Consider the following 20,518-nt stretch of genomic DNA (forward strand, 5'->3'; position numbering starts at 1 on the left):
GATCGCAGGGAGCACCACTCACATGCACGCACTCGTCGCCGAGACCGGCACTCAGAACTCGGGCGGCATGGTCTTGTTGCTGCTGCCGCTGGCGCTGCTCGCCGTGATGTTCTGGTTCAGCCGTCGCCGGCAGAAGCAGTTCGCGCAGGCGCAGTCGCAGATCACGGTAGGCGACGAAGTCACCACCACGTCCGGCCTGTACGGCCGTCTGGTCGCCATGGACGACCAGACCGCAACGCTCGAGGTCGCCGACGGTGTCCAACTTCGTTTCGACCGCCGGGCGGTCGTGCCGCGCAGCATGGTCATTGAGGCGACCCCCGAATCCAACGACAAGAAGGCCTGAGTTCGTGGCAACCCGTGCAACCCGTGCTCGTCGTGCACCGGCTTCCAAACCGAAGCGCACGCTGATCCTGCTCTTCTTGATCATCGCCGCGCTCTTCGGCGGCATCGCGGCGACCACCGTCTGGGCCAAGCCGGCCGGACAATGGACCCCGAAGCTCGGCCTCGATCTCGAAGGTGGCCGCCAGGTCGTCCTCGAGCCGGTGCTCGGACGCGGCCAGCAGGTCAGTTCGGGCCAGGTGAACCAGGCGGTGAACATCATCCGCCAGCGCGTCGACGGCACGGGCGTCGCCGAGGCGGAGGTCAGCACCCTGGGTGACCGCAGCATCGTGGTGGCGATCCCGGGCAACCCGTCCAAGGAGATCCTCGACTCTCTCGCGCAGTCCTCCAAGCTGACGATCCGTCCGGTCATCGCCACGACCCCGCCGGTGGCGGATGCCGCTGCAACGGCGAAGCCGTCGACCAGCAGCGCGCCCTCGACTCCGTCCGGCTCGCCCTCGACCGCTCCGGCCAAGCCGAGCACGAGCGCTCCGGCCAAGCCGAGCACCTCTGCACCGGCAGCATCGACCTCTGCGAACGCTCCGTTCCCCGAGGCGTACGCCAAGGCCGCACCGAGCACTCCGGCGCCGAGCACTCCTGCGACCTCCAAGCCTGCGACCTCCAAGCCTGCGACCACGTCGAAGACCGCCGCGACTACGCCCGCTGCTCCGGCCGACCCGGTTCCCGCGCAGCCGACGCTGCCCGGTGCCGAAGACGCCGGTATTCCGGCCACGCCCAGCGACCCGCAGTGGGGCGCCAAGCCGGTCGCCGACATCTGGGTGACCAACGGGCTGGCCAAGAAGGGCACTACTTACCAGCAGTTGATGTCGCAGTTCAGCTGCCGCAACACCGACCCGAAGAAGGGCCCCACCGCGGCGAAGTTCCGTGAGATCTCCGCGCAGGCGCCCGAGGACGAGCCCTCCGTCGCGTGTGCCAAGGACGGCAACGAGGTTCTGCTGATGGGTCCGGTCGAGGTGGACGGTTCCACCATCACCGACGCTTCCTTCGGCCAGCGCACCAACCAGCAGGGCATCGCCACCGGTGAGGTCGCGGTCAACCTGGAGTTCAACGAAGAGGGCAAGAAGGCCTTCGGCGACATGACCCGTCGTCTGTCCTCCCTGAAGCAGGACCAGAACCGCTCCGCGATCAACGTCGACGGGGTCGTCATCTCCGCTCCCGGTACGAACGGCCCGATCGTCGACGGCCGCGCCGAGATCAGCGGAGGCTTCACCTCCGACAGCGCGAAGACCCTCGCCGATCAACTCAAGTTCGGCGCGCTGCCGTTCAGCTTCAAGGAACTCACCTCCGACCAGATCAGCCCGCAGCTGGGCACCGACCAGTTGCAGAAGGGACTCATCGCCGGCGCGATCGGTCTGCTCCTGGTGGTCCTCTACTCGCTGTTCCAGTACCGCGCGCTCGGCCTGGTGACCGTGGCCTCGCTGATCGTGGCCGGTCTGCTCACCTACGGTGCGGTCACCTTCCTGGGCTACGCGAACAACTTCCGTCTGACCATGGCCGGCATCACCGGCCTCATCGTCGCGATCGGTATCACCGCCGACTCCTTCATCGTCTACTTCGAACGAGTCAGGGACGAAGTCAGATCCGGAAGACCATTGCGTGCCGCCGTCGAGACGGGTTGGGCCCGTGCCCGCCGCACGATCCTGATCTCCGACGCGATGAACTTCATCGCCGCCGCGGTGCTGTACGTGTTGTCCGAATCCAGCGTGAAGGCGTTCGCGTTCACCCTCGGTGTCACAACCCTGATCGACCTGCTGGTCGTCGTGATGTTCACCCACCCGGTGCTGTCGCTGCTGGCCCGCACCAAGTTCTTCGGCGACGGACACAAGTGGTCCGGCTTCGACCCCGAGCGCCTGGGCGCCAAGGGTGCGACCTACGCCGGGCGCGGACGCGTCACGATCGCCGATCGCAAGGCCGCTGCGGCCGAAGGAGGAATGCTCTGATGGCGAGCTTCGCGCAGTTCGGTAACGACCTCTACACCGGACGCCGTCAATTCGACTTCGTCGGACGCCGCAAGACCTGGTACGTCATCTCCGCGATCCTTCTCGTCGTCGCGGCCGCCGGCCTGCTCGGCCGGGGTCTGAACCTCGGCCTGGAGTTCAAGGGCGGCTCGGAGCTTCGCGTCCAGGGCGTCACCCAGATGGACAACTACGAGGAGCGCGCCAAGGACGCCGTGAGTTCCGCCACCGGTGCCAACGACTCGCTCAACGTCACCAAACTGGGTGACAACCAGGTACGCATCCAGGCCAAGAAACTCGGCGACAACTCGGCCGCGACGACCGACAAGGTCTCGAACGCGCTGGCCGAGGAGTTCGGTGTCCCGGCCACCTCCATCGACAGTTCGTACATCGGACCGTCCTGGGGTGAGACCGTCACCCGCAAGGCCCTGATCGCGTTGATCGTCTTCCTGGTGCTGGTGTCCGTCGTGCTCGCGATCTACTTCCGCACGTGGGCGATGGCGGTCGCCGCGCTGGTCGCGTTGATGCACGACCTCGCGTTCACCGTCGGCATTTACGCGCTGTCCGGGTTCGAGGTCTCGCCGGCCACGATGATCGGCTTCCTGACGATCCTCGGTTACTCGATCTACGACACCGTCGTCGTGTTCGACAAGGTGCGTGAGAACGTCGACGAGGCGCACGCCACCGGTAAGCGTTCCTACGCGCAGGCTGCCAACTACGCCGTCAACCAGACGCTCGTCCGTTCGATCAACACCTCGGTCGTCGCGTTGCTGCCGATCCTGGCGTTGCTGGTCGTCGGATTCACCATGCTCGGCCCGGGCACCCTGCTCGACCTCGCGCTGGTGCTGTTCATCGGCATCGCCGTCGGCACGTACTCCTCGATCTTCATCGCCACTCCGCTGCTGGTGTCGCTGCGCAACCGTGAGCCCGCCAACAAGGAACTGGCCCGGCGCGCGGCGCAGTACCAGGAAGCGACCGGAGCCGACCACGCAGGCACCGCCGAGACCTCGTCCGGCGTCGTCGACCCGGAGCGGGAGAAGGAACTCGTCGCCGCCCGCAAGGAACGCACCGCCCGTAAGCGTGAGGTGCACCCGTGGGCCACGAAGGACGACGCGTGAGCAACGCCTCGCAGGTGCTCCTGGAGCGCGTGCGCGACATCCCCGACTTCCCCCGGCCGGGCGTGTTGTTCAAGGACCTCAACCCCCTGTTCGCGGACCCCGACGCGTTCGCTCTCGTGCTCGGCGAGGTGGCGTCCGGCTGGGAGGGCACGATCGACCTGGTCGCCGGCATCGAAGCTCGCGGCTTCGTCGTGGGCGCTGCGCTGGCCCAGCGGATGGGCGTGGGTTTCCTGCCGGTGCGCAAGGCTGGCAAGTTGCCGGGGGAGACGATCGACCAGACGTACGACCTGGAGTACGGCACCGCCACCATCGAGATCCCGGCCGACGCGTGCGAGGGCAAGCGCGTGCTGTTGGTCGACGACGTGCTGGCCACCGGGGGCACCGCCGCCGCTGCGGTCTCGCTGCTGGAACGGGCGGGCGCGACGGTCGTCGGAATCGAGTTCCTGCTCGAGGTCGGGTTCCTGGAGGGGCGCCGGCTGCTGGAGGGTCACGAGGTCGCGGTCGTCGCGACCGTGTGACGGCACGGCGGTCAGTTCTGCCGCGCTGCGGCACTAAGATCAATTCATGGTCGAGCAGGAGCGTTCCGGGTCGCGGGTCAGGGCCCGTCTGGTGCGGCTGGGCGCCCCGCGCACACCGCAGCACAAGGTGCTCGGCCCGCTGCTGCGCACCGTCCGTGACTCTCACCCCAAGGCCGATGTCACGCTGCTGGAACGCGCGTATGCCGTGGCCGAACACGCCCACCGTGGGCAGACCCGCAAGTCCGGCGACCCGTATATCACCCACCCGCTCGCGGTCACCACGATCCTGGCCGAACTCGGCATGCAGCCGGCCGTGCTCGCCGCCGCGCTGCTGCACGACACCGTCGAGGACACCGACTACTCGCTGAACCAGTTGCGCGAGGACTTCGGCGAGGAGATCGCCCTCCTGGTCGACGGCGTCACCAAGCTCGACAAGATGAAGTACGGCGACGCGGCGCAGGCCGAGACCGTCCGCAAGATGGTCGTCGCGATGGCCAAGGACATCCGGGTGCTGGTCATCAAACTCGCCGACCGGCTGCACAACGCGCGCACCTGGCGCTACGTGTCGGTGGAGTCGGCGACCCGCAAGGCCAACGAGACGCTCGAGATCTACGCTCCTCTCGCGCATCGACTGGGCATGAACACCATCAAGTGGGAGTTGGAAGACCTCTGCTTCGCGGTGCTGCACCCCAAGCTGTACGACGAGATCGCCCGGTTGGTGGCCGACGCCGCCCCCGCGCGCGAGCAGTATCTGCAGGGTTTCCGCGAACAGGTCAGTACCGACCTCAAGGCGGCGCGGATCGACGCGACGGTCACCAGTCGGCCCAAGCACTACTACTCGGTCTACCAGAAGATGATCGTGCGCGGCCGGGAGTTCAAGGACATCTACGACCTGGTCGCGGTGCGCATCCTGGTCGACTCGGTGCGCGACTGTTACGCGGTGCTCGGCACCCTGCACACCAGGTGGAGCCCGGTGCCGGGGCGGTTCAAGGACTACATCGCCACCCCGAAGATGAACATGTACCAGTCGTTGCACACGACGATCATCGGGCCCGACGGCAAGTCGGTGGAGATCCAGATCCGCACCCACGCGATGCACCACCGGGCCGAGTACGGCGTTGCGGCGCACTGGAAATACAAGGACGATGCGAAGTCGGCTGCTGCGCCGGTCCCGGCGTCGTCTGACGGCGGGCAGCTCGATGAGATGGCCTGGTTTCGCCAGTTGCTGGAATGGCAGCGCGAGACCGCCGACCCCGATGAGTTCCTCGACAACCTGCGCTTCGATGTCGGCAGTCAGGAGGTCTACGTCTTCACGCCCAAGGGTGAGGTCGTCGGTCTACCCGTCGGGTCGACCCCCGTCGACTTCGCCTACGCGGTGCACACCGAGGTCGGTCACCACACGATCGGGGCCCGGATCAACGGACGGCTCGCGCCGCTGGAGTCGCCGGTCGAGAACGGTGATGTCATCGAGGTGCTCACCAGCAAGGCCGACGGCGCCGGGCCCAGTCGTGACTGGCTGGGCTTCGTCGCCAGCCCGCGCGCCCGAAGCAAGATCCGCCAGTGGTTCTCCCGCGAACGTCGCGAGGAAGCGATCGACTCCGGCAAGGAACAGCTGACCAAGGCGCTGCGCAAACAGGGTCAGGGCATCGCGCGATTGACCAATGTCGACACCATGGCCAAGGTCGCGACCGGTCTGCACTACCAGGACGTCGACTCGCTGTACGCCGCGGTCGGCGACAACCACGTCTCCGCCGAACACGTCTCCAAGCTGCTGCGCGAGGCCGTCGGTCCGGACGAGCCGGAGCCGCAGCAGACTCCCGAGAGCGCTCCGATCATCACCCGCGCCGAGACGCGGCGGCGTGCGGGCGACCCGGGAGTCACGGTCGTGGGCACCGACGACGTCTGGGTGAAGCTGGCCCGGTGCTGCACCCCGATGCCCGGCGACGACATCCTCGGCTTCGTGACCACCGGTCATGGCGTGTCCGTGCACCGCGACGACTGCACGAACGCCGCCCAGTTGAAGTCCCAGCCGGATCGGCTGGTCGAGGTCGCGTGGGCGCCGTCCGCGGCGAGCGTGTTCATGGTGCAGTTGCAGGTCGAGGCGCTCGACCGCAAGGGCCTGCTCTCCGACGTGACCCGGGTGCTGTCCGAACAGCACGTCAACATCCTGTCGGCGAACCTGTCGACCGCGAACAATCGCGTCGCCGTCTCCCGGTTCACTTTCGAGATGGGCGACGCCGGCTACCTCGACCACGTGATCCGGGCAGTGCGCAAGGTGGACGGCGTGTTCGACGTATACCGGCTCACCGGCTCCGGTCAGCGCGTCGGCGCCTCCTGACCCCGACTCGTCTTGAACGGGCGTCCATCACGGTTTGATCTCGTCGGCCGCGTCACCCGTGACGACCCACCCCTGGGTGTAGTACCATGGTGGCCATGCGTGACGAGGGGGGCGTGCGCGTCGGCGAGCAAACGCCGGCTGCGCGTAAGCATGTCGGGGGACTGGACGGACTGCGAGCGATAGCAGTCGTCGCCGTCATCCTCTACCACCTCGAACTGCCCTGGGCCGCAGGCGGATTCCTCGGAGTCGACATCTTCTTCGTGATCAGCGGCTACCTGATCACCTCGCAATTGTGGGCCCGCGCATCTGCTCCGGGCGGCGGAGTCGATCTGCGTCGGTTCTGGGCGGCTCGTGCACGCCGGCTGATCCCGGCACTGGTCGTCGTCCTGCTCGCCACCACGCTCGCGCAGCTCGCCGCCGGACGCGATCAGCTCACCAGCTACCTCGGCGACCTCGGTGCGGCCGCGACGTACACCTCCAACTGGTGGTACGTGCTGCACGAACGTTCCTATTTCGAGGCGTTCGGTCGACCGCGGGCCCTGCAGCACCTGTGGTCGCTGGCGGTGGAGGAGCAGTTCTACGTCGTCTGGCCGTTGGTGGTCGCGCTCATCGTGTTCGTGTTCCGTCGTCCGCATGCGCGCAGGTTCGCGATGCTCACGGTCTGCGTACTCGGCGCGGCCGCGTCGATGCTCGTGATGGGCGTGGGCACCTGGCGTTCCGGCGCGCCGCTGGGAGCAGACGCCTCCCGTTTCTACTTCGGCACCGACTCCCACAGCGCCGGTCTGCTGGTCGGCGCGGCGCTTGCGGTATGGCGCGGCGGCGCCGGCTTCGGCGGACCCGCGCTCCGCCCGGCCACCGTTCGGTCGACGCTTGTCGGAGTCGTGGCGCTCGGTGCCCTGCTGTGGTCGCTGTGGGCGGTGCACTCATGGTCGGTTGCGTTGTACCGCTGGGGTTTCGCGGCTCTCGCTCTGCTCACGGCCGTTCTCGTCGCGGCTGCCACTCGTCCCGGTGTGCTGGGCCGAGTGCTCGACCTCGAACCCCTCGCTGCGATCGGACGCCGGTCCTACGGCCTCTACCTGTGGCACTGGCCGGTCTTCGTCTTCACCCGTCCCGAACTCGACGTCCCGCTGACCGGCACGGCGAACATCGCCCTCAAGCTCGGACTGACGTTCGTGCTGTCGGAGTTGTCGTATCAACTGGTCGAGCAACCCGTCCGACGGCTGGGGCTGCGCGGTGCATGGCGGTCACTGCGTTCGCACTCGATCGGACGTATCGCGCGTCCGGCGCTGGTGAGCACGCTCGTCGCGGTCTTCGCATCGACCGGTGCCGTCGCCGCGATGAGCCCGCAGCCGAAGACCACGGCGAAAGCTGCCGTCACCGCGGCTGTCGAGGAGCCTGCTCCGCCGTCGTTCGCCGTCCCGTCTGCGGCGCCGTCAGCAACGAGCGACCGACCGACCGGTTCCGCCCCTTCGGCGCCGTCCCTGACCGCATCGCCGACGTCGTCAACCAGCAGTTCACCGACTCCGTCCTTCGACGGTCGCACATCGGACATGACCATGACCGTGTTCGGTGACTCGTTCGCGATCGGTGCCGCCAACGGGTTGCACCGGCGGTTCAAGACGGCGACCCTGCACGCCAAGGAAGGTGAGCAGGGGTTCGTCGCTGTGTCCGAACTCGACCGGTTGGCGCCGTCCCTGACCACGGACATCGTCCTCATCCATGTCGGCAACAACGGTGTCATCGACGAGGTCGCGCTGGCCGCCGCCATCGCGAAGATCCCGACGCACAGCGTCGTGGTACTCGGGCTTCCTCGCGTGCCTCGGTTCTGGCAGAACGAGGTGGTCAAGCAGTTGCGCTCGGTCGCCGCTCGCTCACCGCGAGTGAAGGTGGCTGACTGGTACTCCCTGGCCAACCCGCACGACGACTGGTTCGTCGACGGAGTTCACCCGAACGGCAACGGAGTTCGCGAGTACGGCAACTTGATCCAGCGCACCGTCCTCGGCGAGTAGAACCGAACCTGCTCAGGCGGGTGCGAGGAACGCGGTCAACGCGTCGGCGTACATCTGCTGGTCGTCCGAACCGACGAGTTCGCGCACGGAGTGCATCGACAGGGTCGGCGCACCGAAGTCGACGGTGGTCGCACCGGTGAGCGCCGAGGTCATCGGTCCGACGGTCGAGCCGCACGGCAGATCCGAACGCATGACGAAGGACTGCATCGGCACGCCGGCCTGCTCACAGGCGAGCGCGAACGACCCGGCACCGACGCTGTCGGTGGCGTAACGGCCGTTGGTGTTGACCTTCAACACCGGACCGCCGTTCAGCGCGATGCGGTGGTCGGGTTCGTGCCGGTCGGCGTAGTTGGGGTGCGTGGCGTGCGCCATGTCGCCGGACGCGATCACCGTGCCGGCAAGCGCACGGTGGTAGTCATCCCGTCCGCCACCGAGCCCGGAGACGATCCGTTCGAGCACGGTCGGCAGCAGCACCGAGAAGGCGCCACGCTCGGTCATCGACCCGATCTCCTCGTGGTCGAAGAGCACAAGCACCTGGACGGTCGAGTCGGCCGGGCCGTCCTCGACCGCGCGGATCAGCGCCCGGGTGCCGGCGTAGGACGTCGCGAGGTTGTCCATCCGCGCGCCGGCCACGAACTCACCGTTCAGCCCCGTGCGGCCGGCCGGTTGGATGTCGTGCGTCATCACATCCCATGCCAGGACGTCGGCCCCGGCGACCCCGAGCCGGTCACCGAGGAATTCGCGGAACGAGGGTGCGTCACCCAGCGCCCAGTGCGGTGCGATCTGGAACTGCTTGTTGAAGACCTCACCCTCCGCGGCGCTGCGGTCGAGGTGGATCGCAAGTCGCGAGATACGCAGCAGCGGTTCGTCGACCCGTAGCAGTTTCGCTGCGACAGAGCCGTTCTCGCGAACAGTGACCCGCCCCGAGAGGCCGAGGTCGCGGTCCAGCCAGCTGTTCAGGATGATGCCGCCGTACGGCTCGACCCCCAACTGTGCGTAGCCGATGCTCCGATGGTCGGGCTGCGGCTTGATCCGGAAGTTGGGGGAGTCGGTGTGCGCCCCGACGATGCGGAACGGTGTCGTGGCGCCGTCGGCGTGCTCGGTGCTCCACGCGGCCAGCGTGCCGCCGCGGACGAGGTAGTAGCGCCCGGATTCGCTCGGCCAGGCGTCCGTCTCCAGCAGCCGGACGAAACCCGCGTCCTCCAGCATGCGAGCTGACGTCTCGCACGCATGGAACGGCGACGGGCTCGTGCCCAGGTACTCGATCAGTCCGTCCGCGGCATCCAGCATCAGCTGCCGAACTCCTTCAGTCCGCCCATCGCCTGGTCGAGCCAGGTTTGCTTGGTCTTGAGCTCCTCGCGCAGCTTCGCGGCCTTCTTGTCATCACCCTTGGCCTCGGCCGCGGTGATCTCGTCCTGCAGGTCGCTGACCGCCCGCTGCAGCTGCTGCGCGAACGATCCGGCGCGCGCAGCGAGTTCGGGGTCGGTCTTCTTCCACTGCTTGTTTTCAGCCTCGCGGATGGTCTGCTCGACCTTGCGCATGCCGCGCTCCATCCGCTCGATGTCCTTACGCGGCACCTTGCCGGCGGCGTCCCACTTGTCCTGGATCGCGTGCAGATCCTTCTTGGCCTTCTCCAGGTCCTTGATCGGCACAAGCGCCTGCGCCTGGGTGAGGAGTTCTTCCTTCACCTTCAGGTTGGCCTCGAACTCGACGTTCTCAGCGGCGGCCACTTCGTCCTTGGCGTTGAAGAACGCGTCCTGAGCTGCCTTGAACTTCGCCCACAGTGCGTCGTCGTCGGCACGGGAGGCGCGACCGGCGCGCTTCCACTCGCTCATCAACCGCTTGAACGCACCTGCGGTCGGGCCCCACTCGGTGCTCTCGGACAGCTTCTCGGCTTCCTCGACCAACTTCTGCTTGGTGGCCTTGGCGGAAGAGTGCTCCTCGTCGAGCTTGGCGAAATGGGTGCGTCGGGTCTTGTCGAAGCCGTTCCGGGCGGCGCTGAACCGCGTCCACAGGGAGTTCTCGGTCTCCTTGTCGAGCCGAACCTGGCTGCGCTGCAACGTCTTCCACTCGTCCAACAGTTCGCGCATTCGAGCGGTGGACTGCTTCCACTGCACCTTCTCGACCGGCTGGGACGCGATCTTCTCCGCCTCGGCGACAAGCTCCTCGCGCTTGGCGGCCGACTCCTTCTTGGCCTCGGCGCGAGCCTTCGACTCGACCTCGGCCTTGGCTGCGAGGGCGGTCGCGATCTGCTCGACGGTGTTGTCGAGTGCGGGCAGGTCACCGACGACGTTCGCCTGCAAGACCTGCTCGCGCAGGGACTTCAGCGCCGTCTGGCCGTCCTGGGTGGACAGGTCGGTCTGCACCACGCGCTGCAGCAGCAGGTTCGCGGATGCCGCCAACTCGTCGTACTTGCGGGCGAAGTAGGCGAGCGCCTCCTCGTGGGTGGCGTCGGGGTAGGACCCGACCTCCTTCTCACCGTCCGGGGTGCGGACGAACACGGTGCCGTCGTCGGCGACCCGGCCGAACGTCACGGAGTTGCTGGACGCGGCCACCGGGGTGGCAGCGGGCGCTGCGGCCGGGGTGTGCGGCTTGATCGCAGCGGGCGTGGGGACGCCGGGGCGGGGCGTCGGCTTCGGTGCGTCGGTCGACATCGTCAGGCCTTCTTCTCAGTGACGGTGATCTTCTTGATCGTGACAGGGGTCTTGGGTGCGGTGCCGTCGGCACCGACGCCGCCGGCAGCCACCTTGTCGACGACGTCCATGCCGCTGACCACCTTGCCGAAGATGGTGTAGCCGCCGGCGTTGTCGGACGGGATCGGCACGTCCTTCAGGGTGACGAAGAACTGACCGCCGTTGCTGTCGCCCTTGTTTCCCTGGCGCGCCATCGCAAGGGTGCCGCGCGGGTACTGGTCGTCGGCGGGTGCGTTCTCCAGGCCGTAGGTGTAGCCCGGCCCGCCCTGACCCGTGCCGGTGGGGTCACCGCACTGCAGCACGAAGTCGGGCACGAGACGGTGGCACGAGGTGTCGGCGTAGTAGGCGCCCGAGAGCTGGATGAACGACGCGACCGTCTGCGGTGCCTTGTCGCCGTACAGCTCGAACTTCACCGTGCCCTGGTCGGTCTCCATGCTGGCGTCGAAGGTCTTGCCCTGCGCGCACTCCTTGGCCGGCAGCTTCAGGCCCTCTTTGCTCGTCGCCGGCGTGCAGGCTGCGCCACCCGCGCCACCCTCGCCGGCCGAGGTCGCCGACGATCCGGCGGACGTGGTGTTCTGCGGGCTGTCGTCACCATCGGCGCAACCGGCGAGCGAACCGCCGATCACGGTGGCTGCCACAAGGGCTGAGATCAGACGGTGCGGATGGCGCGTGCTTGCTCGCTCGGTGGGTCGCGATGTGGGTCGCACGGGTGAGGACTCCCAGTCGGTGCAGCCTGGCGGCTTGTACTGCCCCGAAGGGCACGGTCGCCGGTCAGTCTAGGGACATCCGTCCGGCGCGTGCCCGGGCGGCAGGTCACGACCTGGATACGCCGTCGATAGGCTTGGCCGGTGCTGACCGTCTATTTCCCGGCCCAGGCCTTCGCAACCAACTGTTATGTGCTGGCCACCGGCCGCGGACAGGAATGCGTCGTCGTCGACCCGGGCATCGGGGTGATGCCGCAGCTGACCGAGGTCCTGACCGATCTCGACCTGAAGCCGACCGCCGTGCTGTTGACCCACGGACACGTCGATCACGTGTACTCCGTGACGCCCGTCTGCGGCGGCGAACTCGGCGCCTACATCCACCACGACGACCGTTACCGGCTCGCCGACCCGCTGTCGAGCCTCGATCCGGGCCTGCTGCACATGTTCGAGCAGCAGTTCGGGCAACAGGCCGGTTGGAAGGAACCCGAGCACATCGTCGAGATCGCCGACGCACAGAAGCTGACGCTCGCCGGCCTCGACTTCACCGTCAGCCACGCCCCCGGCCATACCGAGGGTTCGGTGATGTTCGGCATCGACACGATTCCGGACGGTCTTCCCGGCGAGGTCGAGGTGACCTCGACCGTGCTGTCCGGCGACGTGCTGTTCGCGGGCTCCATCGGCCGCACCGACCTACCGGGCGGTTCGCACGAGTCGATGCAGCGGTCGCTGAAGGACGTCGTCCTGCCGCTGCCCGACACCGCACTGGTGCTGCCCGGCCACGGCCCCGGCACCACCATGGCTCACGAGCGCATGAGCAACCCCTTCCTCCAGAACCTCTGAGACACAAGGATTCACAACACATGGCTTCCAAGGTCACTCCGATCAGTGGCTTCCAGGAATGGCTGCCCACCGAGCGCATCGCCGAGCAGTACTTCCTCGACACCATCCGTGAGGTGTTCGAGCTGCACGGCTTCGCCTCGGTGAACACCCGCTCCGTCGAGTCGGTCGAGCGGCTGTCCAGCCAGGGCGAGGACGCCGACAAGGAGATCTACGCCGTCCGCCGGTTGGCAGCCCCCGCCGACGAGCAGGCTGAGCCGACGCTGGGCCTGCACTTCGACATGACGGTGCCGTTCGCGCGCTACGTGCTGGAGAACGCCGGCAAGTTGACGTTCCCCTTCCGTCGCTACCAGATCCAGCAGGCCTGGCGTGGTGAACGACCGCAGCGCGGCCGGTACCGCGAGTTCATCCAGGCCGACATCGACATCGTCGACGCGGGGGAGTTGCCCGCGCACTATGAGGCCGAACTGCTGTTGGTCATCGCGGACGTGTTCGCGCGGCTACCGGTCGGTGACTACACGATTCACGTCAACAACCGCAAGATCTGCGAGGGCTTCTACCTCGGTCTCGGTATCGACGACGTGATCGGCACGCTGCGCATCGTCGACAAGCTCGACAAGATCGGGCCGCAGAAGGTCGCGGAGCTCCTGGTCGCGAACGGCTTGACCGACGAGCAGGCCAAGCAGTGCCTCGCGCTGGCGGAGATCAACTCACCGGACGGTTCGTTCGTCGAGCGTGTCCGTGCCCTCGGGGTCGAGCACCCGACGCTGGACGAGGGACTGGCGCACCTCGAGTCGGTCATCGCCACCGCGGCCGAGCACGCTCCCGGCGTCGCGATCGCCGACCTGCGCATCGCGCGCGGCCTCGACTACTACACCGGCACCGTCTACGAGACGATGCTCGAACGTGACCCCGGTTACGGGTCGATCTGCTCCGGAGGTCGGTACGACTCGCTCGCCACCGACGGCAAGCGCACCTACCCCGGGGTCGGCATCTCGATCGGCGTCTCGCGCCTGCTGGGTCTGCTCATCGGCGAGGAGGGCCTGACGGCCTCCCGGGAGACCCCGGTCGCTGTGCTCGTCGCCGTCAACGACGAGGACTCGCGGGCCGAATCCACCCGCATCGCAACGGCTTTACGCAGTCGCGGGATTGCGACGCTGGTGGCGCCGAAGGCCGCGAAGTTCGGCAAACAGATCCAGTTCGCCGACCGTCGCGGGATTCCGTTCGTGTGGTTCCCGGGGGCCGGCGAGGACGGCAGCGACCAGGTGAAGGACATCCGTTCCGGCCAGCAGTCGGCAGCCGACCGCTCCTCGTGGACGCCGCCGCAGGCCGACCTGCGTCCGTCGCTGGTGAGTCCTACGACGGACTGACGTCGTCGTCCCGCCGGACCGGCTCAGTGGCCGGACCGGTGGGCTCGCGATCCGGCTCCGACGCGGTCACCGGTCGGGCCGTCGCAGCACGGGACACGATCGGTTCTGCCTTGGCTGCGTTCAGACCCAGCTTGCGCAGGTGAAGCTCACCGAGGGCCCGATTGGTCTCCTCGTCACCGGTGCGCCAGCTCGTCGCCGGTCCGGACGACACCGCGAAAAGCTCTGCAGCCGAACGGTGTTGCAATGCTCGGAGCGCGAGCACGTCCATGCCTGCCGTCGTCCTGCGCAGCTTGGCGGCCTGGGACGCCTTGCGCAGCCAGGGGATACGGATCATGCCCCAGAGGAGCAGGGCGAACAGGTACGGAGCTGCTGCGGTGAGGTAGCCGAGCAGATCCCCGAGGTCGTCGATGCCGACGGACATGTCACGCCCGGCCGCCGAGATCTGGTTGGCTGCCGCGGCCGACTTGTCGAACGGCGACTGCAGGGTGTCGCCGACCAACGGCACCTTGCGCAGGCGCTGGCCCGCCTCGGTGAGGTTGCCCGAAAGCGAGGCGGCGCTCGTCTGCAGCTTGTTCGCGCCGACGGTCGACGCGTCCGCCGTGTTGTTCACGCGATTCGCGACGTTCCACCAGAAGGCCAGCCACGTGACGATCGCCGCGTCGAACAGGATCTGCGGCAGCAGTCGGATCGGTCGTTCGGCGTAGAGCTTCATCGGTGTCCCCTCGCGATGCGCATGGGATGGAACCTACCCGGCGGCCACGCCGCGCGGACGCGCTCGTCCGGATCGGCCGGTGCAGAGGGCAGAATGCACGTCCATGGCCGCCAGCGCGCTCGAACGCAGCGTCCGCGGGTGGCTCGATCACCTGCGGGTGGAGCGCGGTGTCTCGGTACACACCCTGAAGGCGTACGGTCGCGACCTCGAGCGCTACCGCGGCTATCTCGCCGGCCTCGGTGTCACGGACGCCGTGAAGGTGGGGGAGAACGAGGTCAGCGGGTTCCTGGCTCACTTGCGAGAGGGCGACGACGAGCATCCGCCACTCGCGGCGTCGTCTGCGGCCAGGTCGCTGGTGGCCGTGCGCGGCTTCCACAAGTTCCTCGCGTTGGAGGGGGAGACCACCAAGGACGCGGCCGAAGGTGTGTCCCCGCCGACTCCGGGACGACGGTTGCCGAAGGCGATCAGCCAGGACGAGGTGGCGCGACTGCTCGACGCGGCGAGCGTCGGTGACACGCCGAACTCGTTGCGGGACAGGGCGATGCTGGAGCTGATGTACGGCATCGGTGCGCGCGTCAGCGAGATCACCGGGTTGGACGTCGACGACGTCGACTTCGAGACCGACACCGTCCGCGTCCTGGGGAAGGGCGACAAGGAACGGTTGTTACCGCTCGGTTCGTTCGCCAAGGACGCAGTGCAGTCGTACGTCGTCCGTGCCCGTCCGGTGTTCGCATCGAAGGGCAAGGGGACGCCCGCGTTGTTCCTGAACCAGCGCGGCGGACGCCTGTCGCGCCAGTCGGTGTGGAACACCATTCAGGCCTGTGGGGAGCGTGCCGGACTGACCGCTCAGCTGTCGCCGCACACGCTGCGCCACTCGTTCGCTACGCACCTGCTGGACGGCGGTGCCGACGTCCGCGTCGTGCAGGAACTGCTCGGTCATGCCTCCGTCACCACGACGCAGATCTACACGCTGGTCACCGTCCAGCAACTGCGTGAGGTGTTCGCCGGATCGCACCCGAGGGCGCGCTGATCTCACCCTCCGGCGAAGAGCACGAACTCACGCCGATTTCAATGGTGACTGGGGAACGGAGTGGGTTTGCGTCGAGGGTTCGGGGGGTTTCGGCACCGACGGATCCGTTCCTCATCCGTCCGGCTCAACCAGCGGGCGTGGGTGGGTTCTCGATCCCTTCGACACGACGCTCGTACCTCGCGTCGGCTCAAGTGCAGGCACTCCGCCCCCAGTTCGACCACCGTCTTCGTCGGGGACTGGGCGCGGGTTGGGGTGGTGGCATAGGCTGGCCGCTGATCGGCGAGAGCCAGAGCACGTTCTAGGAGTGAAGTTGAGCCAGCAGGAGACCCTCGGTCCCACCGGCCGCCCGCTACCGACCTTCCCGTACCCCAAGCGGCTGGAGAGTCACGGACCCGCGCGCATCATCGCGTTGTGCAACCAGAAGGGCGGGGTCGGCAAGACCACCACGACGATCAACCTCGGCGCAGCCCTGGCCGAGTACGGCCGGCGCGTTCTCGTCGTCGACTTCGATCCGCAGGGTGCGCTGTCCGCCGGTCTCGGCGTCCGCAGCAACGAACTCGACCTCACCGTCTACAACCTGCTGGTCGAACGCGGTCACGACATCCACAAAGTCATCCAGGGCACCGGGGTCATGAATCTCGATGTGCTGCCGGCCAACATCGACCTGTCGGCTGCCGAGGTCCAGCTGGTCGGCGAGGTCGCTCGCGAGATGATCCTGGCGCGCGTGCTGCGTCCGGTCGCCGACGAGTACGACGTCATCCTGATCGACTGCCAGCCCAGCCTGGGTCTGCTCACGGTCAACGCGCTCACCGCGTCACACGGCGTGATCATCCCGCTCGAGTGCGAATTCTTCGCGATGCGCGGTGTCGCCCTGCTGGTCGAGACCATCGACAAGGTCACCGACCGCCTCAACCCGCGCCTGGAGATCGACGGCATCGTCGCCACCATGTACGACGGACGCACGCTGCACAGCCGCGACGTCGTCCGATCGGTGGTCGACCACTTCGGCGACAAGGTGTTCCACACCACGATCAACCGCACGGTGAAGTTCCCCGACGCCACCCTCGCGGCCGAACCGATCACCAAGTACGCCTCCAACCACGGCGCAGCCGAGGCCTACCGACAGTTGGCTCGTGAACTCATCGCCCGCGGCGACGCAGCCTGAGCAGGGCGGCGAGCCCACTCACGGCATTGAGGACGCGATCGAGTCCGGCGACGCTGCACTGCTCGCCGAATCCGCTGACGTATCCACATCGGACGAGGTCGTACCCGGTGGCGTGATCACCAAGCGCGGTGCGTCCACCCCGTTCCAGGTGCACCTCGACGTCTTTTCCGGGCCCTTCGACCTGCTGCTCGGCCTCATCGCCAAGCACAAGCTCGATGTCACCGAGATCGCGTTGCACAAGGTCACCGACGAGTTCATCGCGCACATCCGGCAGGCACAGAAGACGAAGGCCGACTGGGACCTCGGTCAGGCGTCGGAGTTCCTGCTCATCGCGGCAACTCTGTTGGACCTCAAGGCTGCTCGGTTGTTGCCGAACTCCGGCCCGGAGGACGAGGACGACCTCGCCCTCATCGAGGCGCGCGACCTGCTGTTCGCACGACTGTTGCAGTACCGCGCGTTCAAGCAGGTTGCCGCAGCCTTCGATCAGCGCATGGCGACCGCCGGACGCATCACGGCCCGCCAGGCAGGTCTGGAGGAGCAGTTCGCCGGTCTGCTGCCCGAACTCGTCATGAATGTGACGCCCGAGCAGCTGGCGATGATCGCGGCGTCCGCGATGATCCCGAAGATGCCGCCGTCGGTCGGTCTGGAGCATCTGCACCAGGCTGCGGTCAGCGTGCGTGAGCAAGCCGAGATCGTCGCGAACAAGCTTCGGGCGCAACCGGTTTCGTCGTTCCGCGACTTGGTTGCCGACGCCGACAACACGCTCGTGATCGTCGCGCGGTTCCTTGCTGTGCTGGAACTGTTCAAGGAGGCGGTGATCGTCTTCGAGCAGGAGGAGGCGCTGGGCGATCTCACGGTGCGCTGGACCGCGGACACAGATACTCACGTGGAGGTCAGCGCCGAGTTCGACGAGGACGACCCGGTGCCGACGGCTGAGCCCGACCCCGACACCACAGCACCAGATGACGAAGGAGCCGGCGATGACTGAGCCGCAACAGGAACCGCTCGACGTGCCGGTGCCCGCGATCGAGGTGCCGGTCGAGCCCGAAGGCTTCGACGTCGAGGACTTCCCAGGTGGTGCACGCAGCACGATCGAGGCCATCCTGATGGTCGTCGACCAGCCGCTGACGCCTCTCGAGCTGGCCGACGCCCTCGAACTCGAGGAGCACGACGTCCGGGAACACCTCCTCGCGCTCGAGGACGAATACGCCTTGCAGCAGCGTGGATTCACCATCCGCGAGATCAACGGTGGGTGGCGCGTCTACAGTCGGGCGGACTACGCACCGGCTGTGGAGAAGTTCCTCCTGGGCGGTCAGCAGGCCAAGCTGACCCAGGCGTCGCTGGAGACCCTCGCCGTCATCGCGTACCGCCAGCCCATCTCCCGCGCCCGGGTCGGCGCGGTGCGCGGCGTGAACGTCGACGGCGTCATCCGCACCCTCACCACCCGTGGCCTGATCGCCGAGATGGGCACCGACGGCGACGGCGGCGCGATGCTCTACGGCACCACCCCCTACTTCCTGCAGCGCATGGGCCTGTCGTCACTCGACGAACTGCCCGCGCTGGCCCCCTACCTACCCGAGACCGACGTGATCGACGAACTGATTGAGCAGGGACACGCATGAGCACTCCGAACGGCCGCCGTCCGGCGAAGAAGACCAACCACCGCAAGGGTTCGTCGGGTACCACCGCGAACCGCGGCGGAGCGCCGCTCCCGCCGAAGCGGCAGGCCCCGGCCGAGCCGATCGACGTCCACGACCCCGACGGCGTACGCCTGCAGAAGCTGCTCGCTGCCGCCGGCGTGGGCAGCCGCCGCGTCTGCGAACAGCTGATCGCCGACGGACGCGTGTCGGTCGACGACCAGATCGTCACCGAACTCGGGGTGCGCATCGACCCGTTGAAGCAGATCGTGCACGTCGACGGTGAGCGCGTGGTGCTCGACGAGAGCCGCGTCTACTTCGCCTTCAACAAGCCGCTCGGTGTCGTGTCGACGATGGACGACGATCTCGGCCGCGAGTCGGTCGGCGACTTCGTCGGCCCCCGCAAGGAGCGCCTGTTCCACGTCGGACGCCTGGACGCCGACACCGAGGGACTGCTGCTGCTCACCAACGACGGCGAACTCGCCAACCGTCTGCAGCACCCGCGGTACGGGGTGCAGAAGACGTACGTCGCCGTCGTCCCGGGTCCGCTGCCCCGTGGCCTGGGTAAGGAACTGCGTGCGGGCATCGAACTCGAGGACGGCCCGGTGAAGGTCGACTCCTTCAAAGTCGTCGACTCACGACCCGGCTGGGTGATGCTCGAGATCATCCTGCACGAGGGCCGCAACCGCATCGTGCGACGCATCATGGAGGCGGTCGGCCACCCCGTCGAGTCCCTCGTGCGCACCGACGTCGGCCCGGTTCAGCTGGGTGACCTGCGACCGGGCAAGATGCGTCCGCTGTCCTCGGCCGAGGTGAAGGGTCTCTACAAGGCGGCAGGACTGTAGACGGATGCACGTCAGAGTCGTCGGCTGTGGGCTTGACCCCGCAAAGTTCTCCGCTCCTTCGTCGCTCCGATACTTTGCGGGGGCCCCGAACATGGCTGGAGCATCTGCGTGCACGTAAGGATTGTCGGCTGTGGCCTGATCGGAACGTCGATCGGTCTTGCGTTGTCGCGCAGCGGGTTCCGTGTCTCGTTGAGTGACCCGTCCCCGACGTCGCAGGCCATCGCCCGCGACATGGGAGCGGGCGAGATCGACGTCACCGATGCACCCGAGGTCGTTGTGGTGGCCGCACCACCGGACGTCGTTGTGTCCGTCGTCCGTGCCGAACTTGACCGCTGGCCGGGCGCCGTCGTCACCGATGTCGCCTCGATGAAGCAGCAGGTGCTCGACGAACTGCGCTCCGCCGGCGCCGATCTGTCGCGCTACGTCGGGTCACACCCGATGGCCGGACGCGAACGCTCCGGTGCCGTCGCCGCGCGCGCCGATCTGTTCGAAGGGCGCACCTGGGTGATCTGCCCGACCCAGGATGATGACCCGGGAGCCGTTGCCGCGGTCCGCACTGTGGCTGAGGCCACCGGCGCCGCCACCACGACGATGGACGCCGCCGAACACGACCACGCCGTCGCGGCGGTCTCGCACGTCCCCCAAATCGCCGCCAGTCTGGTCGCCGTACGGCTGCGTGAACTGTCGGACGAAGCAATCGGTCTGTCCGGACAGGGAATTCGTGATGTGACGCGCATCGCCGAGAGTGATCCGATGCTTTGGACGCAGATCCTCGCCGGCAATGCGGCAGCCGTCGCCCCGGTGCTCGATGCTCTGCTGGACGACCTCGGTCGCGTTCGGCAGGCGGTCACCGATCTGGCGGCCGGCAACGAGGACGGAGCCCGGCAGGTGCTGGCCCGGGTGATCGCCGACGGCCAACTCGGCCACGCGCGCATCCCCGGTAAGCACGGCAGCGCACCGACGACCTACGCCACGCTCGTCGTGGTGGTGCCCGACCGGCCAGGCGAGCTCGGCCGACTGTTCAACGACATCGGTGCGGCCGGGGTCAACATGGAGGACCTGCGCCTGGAACACGGTCAGGGTGCACCGGTCGGCCTCGCCGAAGTGTCGGTGCTCCCGTCCGTGGCCGAGCGACTGCGCGATGAACTCACCGCGAAGGGATGGAGCGTGCATGAGTGAGGGTGGCGA

The 20,518-nt window shown here is 67.6% G+C and carries 18 protein-coding genes; 14 read left to right on the top strand and 4 right to left on the bottom strand.

From position 1 onward, the window contains the following. The first annotated feature begins 22 nt into the window (after positions 1-22). The 6 genes from yajC (at position 23) to FB459_RS08875 (ending at position 8,337) form a co-directional block, all read left to right on the top strand. Positions 23-343 (top strand): preprotein translocase subunit YajC, encoded by a 321-nt coding sequence (yajC, locus tag FB459_RS08850; RefSeq protein ID WP_129623925.1) that lies wholly within the window; start codon positions 23-25, stop codon positions 341-343. A 4-nt stretch (positions 344-347) separates the two neighbouring features. Then, positions 348-2,339 carry a protein translocase subunit SecD gene (secD, locus tag FB459_RS08855; RefSeq protein WP_141928191.1) on the top strand — a complete coding sequence of 664 codons (1,992 nt, stop codon included), beginning with the start codon at positions 348-350 and terminating at the stop codon, positions 2,337-2,339. Beyond that, positions 2,339-3,472 carry a protein translocase subunit SecF gene (gene secF / locus FB459_RS08860; RefSeq protein ID WP_129623923.1) on the top strand — a complete coding sequence of 378 codons (1,134 nt, stop codon included), beginning with the start codon at positions 2,339-2,341 and terminating at the stop codon, positions 3,470-3,472. Before secD ends, secF begins: the two co-directional genes overlap by 1 nt. Then, positions 3,469-3,990, top strand: a complete 522-nt coding sequence (locus FB459_RS08865) for an adenine phosphoribosyltransferase (RefSeq protein ID WP_141928192.1) — start codon at positions 3,469-3,471, stop codon at positions 3,988-3,990. The genes secF and FB459_RS08865 overlap by 4 nt, the downstream gene beginning before the upstream one ends. Positions 3,991-4,036: 46 nt before the next feature. Further along, positions 4,037-6,328, top strand: a complete 2,292-nt coding sequence (locus tag FB459_RS08870; protein ID WP_141928193.1) for a RelA/SpoT family protein — start codon at positions 4,037-4,039, stop codon at positions 6,326-6,328. Positions 6,329-6,423: 95 nt separating this feature from the next. Beyond that, positions 6,424-8,337 (top strand): acyltransferase family protein, encoded by a 1,914-nt coding sequence (locus FB459_RS08875; RefSeq protein WP_170221791.1) that lies wholly within the window; start codon positions 6,424-6,426, stop codon positions 8,335-8,337. Positions 8,338-8,349: 12 nt separating this feature from the next. On the opposite strand, the gene FB459_RS08880 is transcribed toward FB459_RS08875, so the two are convergent. The 3 genes from FB459_RS08880 to FB459_RS08890 are packed head-to-tail and all read right to left on the bottom strand — an operon-like array spanning position 8,350 to position 11,668. After that, positions 8,350-9,627 (bottom strand): M18 family aminopeptidase, encoded by a 1,278-nt coding sequence (locus tag FB459_RS08880; RefSeq protein WP_141928195.1) that lies wholly within the window; start codon positions 9,625-9,627, stop codon positions 8,350-8,352. Then, positions 9,627-10,991 carry a DUF349 domain-containing protein gene (locus tag FB459_RS08885; RefSeq protein ID WP_141928196.1) on the bottom strand — a complete coding sequence of 455 codons (1,365 nt, stop codon included), beginning with the start codon at positions 10,989-10,991 and terminating at the stop codon, positions 9,627-9,629. Before FB459_RS08885 ends, FB459_RS08880 begins: the two co-directional genes overlap by 1 nt. Positions 10,992-10,993: 2 nt before the next feature. After that, positions 10,994-11,668, bottom strand: coding sequence for a peptidylprolyl isomerase (locus FB459_RS08890; RefSeq protein WP_246092391.1), 675 nt, complete (start codon positions 11,666-11,668; stop codon positions 10,994-10,996). Positions 11,669-11,878: 210 nt separating this feature from the next. On the opposite strand from FB459_RS08890, the gene FB459_RS08895 reads away from it, so the two are divergent. Both FB459_RS08895 and hisS read left to right on the top strand, forming a co-directional pair. Further along, positions 11,879-12,574, top strand: a complete 696-nt coding sequence (locus FB459_RS08895; protein ID WP_141928197.1) for an MBL fold metallo-hydrolase — start codon at positions 11,879-11,881, stop codon at positions 12,572-12,574. A gap of 20 nt (positions 12,575-12,594) precedes the next feature. After that, a complete protein-coding gene (gene hisS / locus FB459_RS08900) occupies positions 12,595-13,941 on the top strand; it encodes a histidine--tRNA ligase (RefSeq protein ID WP_141928198.1) in 1,347 nt (448 codons plus the stop codon). Here hisS and FB459_RS08905 read toward each other — a convergent pair. Continuing rightward, positions 13,928-14,653, bottom strand: a complete 726-nt coding sequence (locus FB459_RS08905; protein WP_141928199.1) for a hypothetical protein — start codon at positions 14,651-14,653, stop codon at positions 13,928-13,930. The two genes, hisS and FB459_RS08905, sit on opposite strands and share 14 nt — an antisense overlap. A gap of 103 nt (positions 14,654-14,756) precedes the next feature. Between FB459_RS08905 and xerD the strand changes: the two genes are divergently transcribed. The 6 genes from xerD to FB459_RS08935 all read left to right on the top strand — a co-directional run bounded on the left by xerD (position 14,757) and on the right by FB459_RS08935 (position 20,509). Beyond that, entirely contained in the window at positions 14,757-15,683 is a 927-nt protein-coding gene (gene xerD, locus FB459_RS08910) for a site-specific tyrosine recombinase XerD (RefSeq protein ID WP_141928200.1), read from the top strand. Positions 15,684-15,993: 310 nt separating this feature from the next. After that, on the top strand, positions 15,994-16,848 hold the full coding sequence (locus FB459_RS08915; RefSeq protein WP_205744615.1) for a ParA family protein: 855 nt from the start codon (positions 15,994-15,996) through the stop codon (positions 16,846-16,848). A 58-nt stretch (positions 16,849-16,906) separates the two neighbouring features. Continuing rightward, complete coding sequence (locus FB459_RS08920) at positions 16,907-17,836, top strand: segregation and condensation protein A (RefSeq protein ID WP_275578513.1); 930 nt, start codon at positions 16,907-16,909, stop codon at positions 17,834-17,836. Then, entirely contained in the window at positions 17,829-18,470 is a 642-nt protein-coding gene (gene scpB, locus FB459_RS08925; protein WP_141928201.1) for an SMC-Scp complex subunit ScpB, read from the top strand. The genes FB459_RS08920 and scpB overlap by 8 nt, the downstream gene beginning before the upstream one ends. Beyond that, positions 18,467-19,330 (top strand): pseudouridine synthase, encoded by an 864-nt coding sequence (locus FB459_RS08930; RefSeq protein WP_129623910.1) that lies wholly within the window; start codon positions 18,467-18,469, stop codon positions 19,328-19,330. Before scpB ends, FB459_RS08930 begins: the two co-directional genes overlap by 4 nt. 102 nt (positions 19,331-19,432) lie before the next feature. Continuing rightward, positions 19,433-20,509, top strand: coding sequence for a prephenate dehydrogenase (locus FB459_RS08935; RefSeq protein ID WP_141928202.1), 1,077 nt, complete (start codon positions 19,433-19,435; stop codon positions 20,507-20,509). Positions 20,510-20,518 lie beyond the last annotated feature (9 nt).

The organism is Yimella lutea (assembly GCF_006715095.1).
Taxonomy (GTDB): Bacteria; Actinomycetota; Actinomycetes; order Actinomycetales; family Dermatophilaceae; genus Yimella; species Yimella lutea.